The sequence below is a fragment of the Paenibacillus sp. AR247 genome (genome assembly GCF_002968895.1).
Lineage (GTDB): Bacteria > Bacillota > Bacilli > Paenibacillales > Paenibacillaceae > Paenibacillus_AQ > Paenibacillus_AQ favisporus.
The window spans coordinates 23,771-30,346 of sequence record NZ_PCZT01000023.1 but is presented as its reverse complement, the minus strand read 5'-3'; the positions used below and the strand labels follow the sequence as shown (position 1 = coordinate 30,346).

The following is a 6,576-nucleotide window of genomic DNA, read 5'->3' as shown; positions in this document are numbered from 1 at the left end:
CACTAATTCCGTAAACGGATATTAAGCAACAACGTCAAGCGTAATGAGATAACGAATTACTTCGTCAGAAATTTTCATGAGGCGCTCAAGTTCGGCTACAACGTCAGGGTTGGCGCTGAAGTTAACCAGAACAAAAGTACCGTCACGGAATTTGTTGATCTCATACGCAAGGCGGCGTTTACCCATCACTTCATGCTTAGTGATTTCTCCACCGTTGGAGATGATGCCTTGGAATTTTTCGACTGCGGCTTGAACAGCATCTTGTTCAATGTCAGGACGAATAATGTACATCACTTCATATTTGCGCATATGTTTCACCTCCTTATGGACTTCGGCCCCTGATCATGTCAGGAGCAAGGAACGAGTCTAAACTCGCACCATATTAATATATCAAATTGGCCCAATGATTGCAAGTACAATGCCGTATTGATCCTGTTCCACACATGATTCTCCGCCAAGGGTACACACTACAGAGGCAGTCCATTTTAACGATTAAAGGAGGCCTTGTCCATGGGTGAAAGAACCGAATTCGAACCAGGCGACAAAGCGCCGAACCCCGGCGTATACATGGAGGTTGGTGAAAACAGCTTCCATACTGAAATCACGGATCCGCAGCGGGTCGAGCTGGCTAAGGGCGATACCTTTCCAGAGACCTCGAAGAAAGACCGCAAATGGAAACGGATGACGAAAGCGCGGGTCCACTAATTTTACAAATGGATGCATAAGCGCCCGAAAACTGCGCATATTACAATCAGGCGGTGCTTGAGAGAGGTGTGGTTCCGTTGGACATGATCAACGCAACAAAGCACAGGAAGTCAGAAACAGCACGTTCAAGAAGCGGAGGGAAGTGCTAAAAACACTTTATTGTCTAAAGCAAAGATTTGCTAAAGGCTGACCCGAGTTTCACTTACTGAAGTGTTGTGTGGATGAATTCCAAAAAATCATGGCATCGCCTGCCAAATCGGAGGACCTTATGGGTCCTCCTTTGGTTTGTATATAGCCGTAATGCCGCTTCCCCTCTTATTATGAAAGCAAAGGATCATAAAGGGAAACGCTCCAACAACTAAGAAAACCTCCAGTTTCTTCGACTGAAGGTTTTCGCCGTATGTATTCTATGCGCAGTCACTTAAATAAGGGAATGTGGCGGAAAGAGAGGGATTCGAACCCTCGCACGCCTTGCGACGCCTAACTGATTTCGAGTCAGCCCCCTTAGACCTCTTGGGTACCTTTCCGCAGCAAAATTGATTATAGCACATGTCCATCATTTGTGCAAGCCCTTTACCCCAAAGCTATTTATTTCTAAGCCTGCCCTTCCATTCCCTCTTCCGATTTCGAACGAAGCACCTTTTTCATGTTTTTCTCAAACTTCGCCCGCGGGATCAATACACTGTGCTGACAGCCGACACATTTGATCCGGATATCCATTCCCATGCGGATAATTTCCATTTCGTTGCTGCCGCATGGGTGGTTTTTCTTCATTTGGACGATATCTCCGAGCTGAAACACTTTACGTTCCACCATTATCCTTCCCCCATTTCGTTGTTCCCTTCTTTACCTGCCGCAAGCTCCGCCTGTGCCTGTTTCATCGTGTCCTCGTATTCCAACGCCTGCTTCACGTCGGCCTGAATCTGCCGTTCGACATCGCCTTTGGTGTTTGGCATACACTCGGCTACGATCCGGATGACATATTCACTTGTGTTCAAGGATTGCACCCCGAGTACATTCGGCACCGAAATGACATTAGAATCCCGCTGCTGAATGCCGGTAAGCGCCTGTTTAATCAGGGCTACGGTTTCTTCCAGGTTTCGCTCGTTTTTCATGGGAAGGTCAACAACCGCGAGCGCATTGGATAAGGAGTAGTTTGTTACGCTGGCGATGGAACCGTTAGGCAAAATATAAACTTCCCCGGTAGGGCTTACGATGCGTGTGGTCCGAAGGCCGATCATCTCTACGGTGCCTTTGAAGGTCCCTGTCTGGATAACGTCCCCTACCGCAAATTGGTCTTCTAATATAATGAAGAATCCGGTAATCACATCTTTAACCAAACTTTGCGCGCCAAAACCTATGGCCAAACCAAGCACTCCTGCTCCCGCAAGGAGCGGTCCCAAATGAAAGTTGAACTCCGACAGAATCAGGAGCACCATAATAAAATTACAGGTGACCGCCGTTACGTTTTTCAGCAGCTCGGCTACCGTGGCGAACCTCCGCGGATTAACGTTCATCCGGCTCTGTTCCTGTCTCGCCAGCGACTTGTCTATAATTTTGGATACAACCCGTATAATGACACGGGAAACAAAAAACAGAATTATGATCCGAATGCCTGAAAACAGCACGCTGGTCCACATATCTACATTGGTTACCCAGTCCCAAAATTTATCGCCGATACTTACTGCCTGCTTGACAGCCTGCTCTGGATTGGGAATGGTCTCCTCCAGCCAAAACTTACTCAATCAACTCTACCTCCTATCTTCGATGCTCTTATAGCCCTCTGTGCTGTCTTTGAAGTAGATTCCTCGAATCTCCACCTGCTCCTGCTGGATGATCGTCTGTACGCTATCCAGCTGGTCCGGCGGGAACTGGATCGATAGTGCGCAGCCCGCTGTAATTTCCTTTGGTGTAGGAAATAAATCAATTTCAATCTCCGCATATTCAAGCAGCATCTCGGCGCGCAGCGCCTGCTGTGTCGAATCAAAAGCAATCAGCATCCAGGTTTCCATCTCCGCCACCATCCGTTTATCCCCCACCTTGATTTGTGCTGCATTCATTCGCATTACTTTTTCTATGGAATTCCTGCATGAAGTATAAAAACCCTCTTCCTTCCATATACTAGTTACTACCAAATGCAAGGAGAGGAAGATTCTATGACTCAGTGGCCAAAAACGTCTCCCAAACAGGAGCCTACATGCTTAAAAATACCACATACCGACCCTGAAATCCATTCCGCTATTATTCATCGTCTTCTGTTTCATCTCTCTCAAGCCGGGGAAAATCAACAGGTTATCGTTGTATGTATCGGTACCGACCGGTCCACGGGCGACTGCCTCGGTCCTTTGGTAGGCACCGCATTGGCCCGGTATAAAAGTCCATGGTTTCACTTGTTTGGCACGCTGGACGAGCCTGTGCATGCCGTTAATCTCCAGGAGACGCTCTCCTCGATCTATTCGCTGTATGACAACCCATTTGTCATCGGCATCGATGCGTGCCTTGGACAATCCTCCAGTGTAGGCTGCATTCAAGTCGCCAACGGCCCGCTCAAACCCGGTGCAGGCGTACATAAAGAATTACCGCCGGTTGGCGATATCCATTTGACGGGTATCGTTAATGTCGGCGGCTTTATGGAATATTTTGTATTGCAAAACACCAGGCTGAGCTTGGTGATGCGTTTGTCCGAAATTATTGCCTCAAGCCTTCATTCCGCTATTAAGGAATGGAAGGCCCGTACTACGCTTTTTGCAAGGCTAGAGTAATCGCCTCTACCTCTTCCGGTGAAAGGGGATAAGTCGACTGCCCGGCTTCTACCGGCTTGGCATAAACATAGGAGCTGTCACGGCTGTACAGCGCAGTGATGACGACTCCACTTCTATCGGCATCAACGATCGCAATCGAAAAGCTTAGATCGCTCCCTCGTTCGCTGAATGCATTGTAACGTTTAATACCGATATTACCCTTGATCGTTTGAAGCTTGTTCAATGCCAGCGACAAGGATTCACGCTGCTGCTGCTGCTCATCCTCCACGCTGTCCACCTGTGTCTTTAGATCGATGAGCAGTGTTTCTAAATCCTCCACCCCGCTGCCGGCCATCATCGTTTCGTATTTGCGGCGAACTTTTCTAAGCTTTGCCCCTTGTGTCAGCACCAACACGAGCAAGATCAAAATGAGGAGTACGATCCCGCCAATGATTCCTGGTAATTGTTCGCTGATTAAATCATTCAAGTCCGACATGCTGTTCATTCCTTTTCCTCAATCTTGACCTACCCGTTCCCAAGACGTATCGTGATCCCACATATTCATGGCCCTTGATACTATACAGTTAAAAATTCCAAACATCTACTTCTGCCGGTTGTCCCTCAGCTTCAAGGGGAGAACCGGTTTTGTCTTGCCATCGAGGTTTGATTACAAATAGATTTCGAAGCTTGCGTCAGGCCATCTAGTTAACGAACCAGCTCGCGCATCGCTTCAACCATCCGTTGAACCTCCTGCTCCGTGCTGTTCGCACCCACACTCGCCCTCACTGCTCCGGTCTTATCCGTTCGCACCGCATAATGAGCCAACGGCGTACAGTGCATCCCCGCTCTGACTGCGATTCCATATTGCCGATCCAAGCGGAAGGCGATTTCCGTAGAATCCCGGCCCTCGATCGTAAAGGCTACGATTCCGGTCCTTTCCTTCCCTTGTGCCGGACCAAGCAAGTTCATACCTGGCAGACCCTTCAACCCATCGATCATCATTTGGGTCAACGCCCATTCATGCTCATAAATCCGCTGAGGGGTTTCCTTAAGCACATACTCTACCCCTGCTCTTAGCCCGGCAATTCCGACCGTATTCAAGGTCCCCGCTTCATACCGGTCCGGCCTTACGCTGGGCATTTCCTTTTCCTCCGATTGGCTGCCCGTTCCTCCGTGGATCAGCGGCTCCAGTTCGATCTCCGGCGATAAGTAAAGCCCTCCCGTCCCTTGCGGACCGAGCAGCCCTTTATGGCCCGGAAAAGCCAACATGTCGATACAGCAGGACTCCACATCAATGTCCAGCACCCCGGCGCTTTGTGCAGCATCTACCAAGAATACTGCCCCACTGCTGCGTGCCAGCTCACCAATTCGCTGGATTGGCAGAATACTCCCCAACAAATTCGAGCTATGGCTGCAAACCACCAGCCTCGGATTTTTGGATAAGCATGCCTCCAGCTGCTGCATGTCCAGTTCTCCTTGATCATTTACCCCAATGTAATCTACTTGAATATCCAGTGTCCGCATTAAATATTCCAACGGTCTCCGTACGGAGTTATGTTCGATCATCGTCGCAACGACATAGTCACCGGACTTCAAGATCCCTTTGATCGCCATATTCAATGCCTGGGTTGTGTTATGAGTGAAAATGATGTTATTCGGGTTCTTCACCCGAAACAACTGAGCTAGCACCCGGCGGGTTTCAAAGAGAACCCTGCTCGCTTGCACAGCCATTTGATGGCTCCCTCGTCCTGGATTCGCCGCCGCTTCCTCCATCGCCTTTTGCATGGCTGCCAGAACACCAGGCGGTTTCGGCCAGGAAGTCGCTGCATGATCCAGATATACAACTGCGTTCATATCCCGTTTCACTCCGATCCAAGGAACAAAGAATGACGCATCGTCGGTCCTTTTCAGGAATCACCTAGACGCGTCATCCCATCCACTGATCTTTATTGCAACAACTCCAGCAGCCGTTCCAGGTCCTGTTTGCTGTAATAGTTCAATTCGATTTTGCCTTTATCTTTGTTTTGCTTGATCTTCACTGTCGTTCTAAACCGCTCCCGCAGGGACTCTTCCAAGTTATCGATATAAGGATCTCGCTTTTTGACTTTCACCTTATTCTTATCCGCCGGTTTCCGGTCGAGCTGTTTCACAGCCTCCTCAAGATCCCGTACGCTCCACTCATTGTTGACGCATTGCTTCGCCAACTGCTTGATGAGGGATGAATCCTTGAGACCAACCAACGCTCTCGCATGGCCCATGGAAATTGTTCCACGTGAAACATAGTCTTTGACTTCATCCGGTAAAGCCAACAAACGAAGGAAGTTTGCTATATGGGATCTGGATTTCCCCACTTTCAACGACAGCTCTTCCTGCGTCAGTGAGTATTGATCCATCAAGCCCTGGTAAGCAACAGCCACTTCCATGGCATTTAAATTCTCGCGCTGCAGGTTTTCAATCAAGGCAATCTCCATCACCTGCTGATCGCTGAATGTGCGAACCACAGCCGGGATGGTGGCCTTGCCGCAGTATTGCGAAGCTCTGAAGCGCCGCTCCCCTGCAATAATTTCGTATCCTTTGAGCACGCTGCGTACAATAATCGGTTGAATGACCCCATGCTGACGAATCGATTCGGCCAATTCCTGAATTGATTCCTCGTTAAAGTCCTTGCGCGGCTGGTAAGGATTGGCACGAAGTTGGCTGAGTGGGATTTCTACGATTTTGTCATCTTCATTAATCGAAAGTGAAGGAATTAAAGCATCGAGCCCTTTACCCAATCGTTTACTCATACGAAATCACTTCCTTTGCCAACTCTAAATATACCTCAGCGCCTTTCGAACGCGGATCATACGTAATGATCGACTGACCATGAGACGGAGCTTCACTAAGTCGAATATTTCTCGGAATGATCGTTTGGTACACTTTTTCCTGAAAGTACTTCTTTACTTCCTCAATCACCTGAATCCCCAAATTCGTCCGAGCATCCAGCATGGTAAGCAGAACGCCTTCAATTCGGAGCGAAGTGTTCAAATGCTTCTGGACGAGACGAATCGAATTCAGCAGCTGGCTTAATCCTTCAAGGGCATAGTATTCGCACTGGATAGGAATAATGACCGAGTCAGCGGCAGTAAGT

General features: G+C 48.7%; 10 protein-coding genes and 1 tRNA gene. 2 read left to right on the top strand and 9 right to left on the bottom strand.

What is annotated here, in order from left to right; all coding sequences use genetic code 11:
* Positions 1-21: 21 nt before the first annotated feature.
* The gene (rpsF, locus tag CPT76_RS29165; RefSeq protein WP_076172488.1) at positions 22-309 is read right to left on the bottom strand and encodes a 30S ribosomal protein S6; all 288 of its coding nucleotides are present in this window, start codon (positions 307-309) and stop codon (positions 22-24) included.
* Between the two features lie 201 nt (positions 310-510).
* On the opposite strand from rpsF, the gene CPT76_RS29160 reads away from it, so the two are divergent.
* Positions 511-705, top strand: coding sequence for a YjzC family protein (locus tag CPT76_RS29160; protein ID WP_076172489.1), 195 nt, complete (start codon positions 511-513; stop codon positions 703-705).
* A 436-nt stretch (positions 706-1,141) separates the two neighbouring features.
* Here CPT76_RS29160 and CPT76_RS29155 read toward each other — a convergent pair.
* The 4 genes from CPT76_RS29155 to CPT76_RS29140 form a co-directional block, all read right to left on the bottom strand.
* A tRNA-Ser gene (locus CPT76_RS29155) sits at positions 1,142-1,232 on the bottom strand.
* Between the two features lie 67 nt (positions 1,233-1,299).
* Positions 1,300-1,518, bottom strand: coding sequence for a DUF951 domain-containing protein (locus CPT76_RS29150; protein ID WP_076172490.1), 219 nt, complete (start codon positions 1,516-1,518; stop codon positions 1,300-1,302).
* A gap of 2 nt (positions 1,519-1,520) precedes the next feature.
* Positions 1,521-2,450 carry a mechanosensitive ion channel family protein gene (locus CPT76_RS29145; protein ID WP_374954743.1) on the bottom strand — a complete coding sequence of 310 codons (930 nt, stop codon included), beginning with the start codon at positions 2,448-2,450 and terminating at the stop codon, positions 1,521-1,523.
* Positions 2,451-2,456: 6 nt separating this feature from the next.
* The gene (locus CPT76_RS29140) at positions 2,457-2,717 is read right to left on the bottom strand and encodes a putative Se/S carrier protein (protein WP_105445569.1); all 261 of its coding nucleotides are present in this window, start codon (positions 2,715-2,717) and stop codon (positions 2,457-2,459) included.
* A 144-nt stretch (positions 2,718-2,861) separates the two neighbouring features.
* Here CPT76_RS29140 and yyaC point away from each other — a divergent pair, with 144 nt between their 5' ends.
* A complete protein-coding gene (gene yyaC / locus CPT76_RS29135) occupies positions 2,862-3,467 on the top strand; it encodes a spore protease YyaC (RefSeq protein WP_076172492.1) in 606 nt (201 codons plus the stop codon).
* Here yyaC and CPT76_RS29130 read toward each other — a convergent pair.
* From CPT76_RS29130 to CPT76_RS29115, 4 genes are all read right to left on the bottom strand, one after another.
* Positions 3,442-3,942, bottom strand: a complete 501-nt coding sequence (locus CPT76_RS29130) for a DUF4446 family protein (protein ID WP_105445568.1) — start codon at positions 3,940-3,942, stop codon at positions 3,442-3,444. The genes yyaC and CPT76_RS29130 overlap by 26 nt on opposite strands.
* Positions 3,943-4,151: 209 nt before the next feature.
* On the bottom strand, positions 4,152-5,300 hold the full coding sequence (locus CPT76_RS29125; RefSeq protein WP_105445369.1) for an aminotransferase class V-fold PLP-dependent enzyme: 1,149 nt from the start codon (positions 5,298-5,300) through the stop codon (positions 4,152-4,154).
* 92 nt (positions 5,301-5,392) lie between these two features.
* Positions 5,393-6,232 (bottom strand): ParB/RepB/Spo0J family partition protein, encoded by an 840-nt coding sequence (locus CPT76_RS29120; protein WP_105445368.1) that lies wholly within the window; start codon positions 6,230-6,232, stop codon positions 5,393-5,395.
* On the bottom strand, positions 6,225-6,576 hold a 352-nt coding region (locus CPT76_RS29115), incomplete at its 5' end, for a ParA family protein (protein ID WP_146116471.1). The genes CPT76_RS29120 and CPT76_RS29115, both read right to left, overlap by 8 nt.

Coding starts and splice junctions, on each gene's coding strand:
- rpsF (WP_076172488.1), bottom strand. CDS start 309: ATGCGCAAATATGAAGTGATGTACATTATTCGTCCTGACATTGAACAA.
- CPT76_RS29160 (WP_076172489.1), top strand. CDS start 511: ATGGGTGAAAGAACCGAATTCGAACCAGGCGACAAAGCGCCGAACCCC.
- CPT76_RS29140 (WP_105445569.1), bottom strand. CDS start 2,717: ATGGAAACCTGGATGCTGATTGCTTTTGATTCGACACAGCAGGCGCTG.
- yyaC (WP_076172492.1), top strand. CDS start 2,862: ATGACTCAGTGGCCAAAAACGTCTCCCAAACAGGAGCCTACATGCTTA.
- CPT76_RS29130 (WP_105445568.1), bottom strand. CDS start 3,942: ATGTCGGACTTGAATGATTTAATCAGCGAACAATTACCAGGAATCATT.
- CPT76_RS29125 (WP_105445369.1), bottom strand. CDS start 5,300: ATGAACGCAGTTGTATATCTGGATCATGCAGCGACTTCCTGGCCGAAA.
- CPT76_RS29120 (WP_105445368.1), bottom strand. CDS start 6,232: ATGAGTAAACGATTGGGTAAAGGGCTCGATGCTTTAATTCCTTCACTT.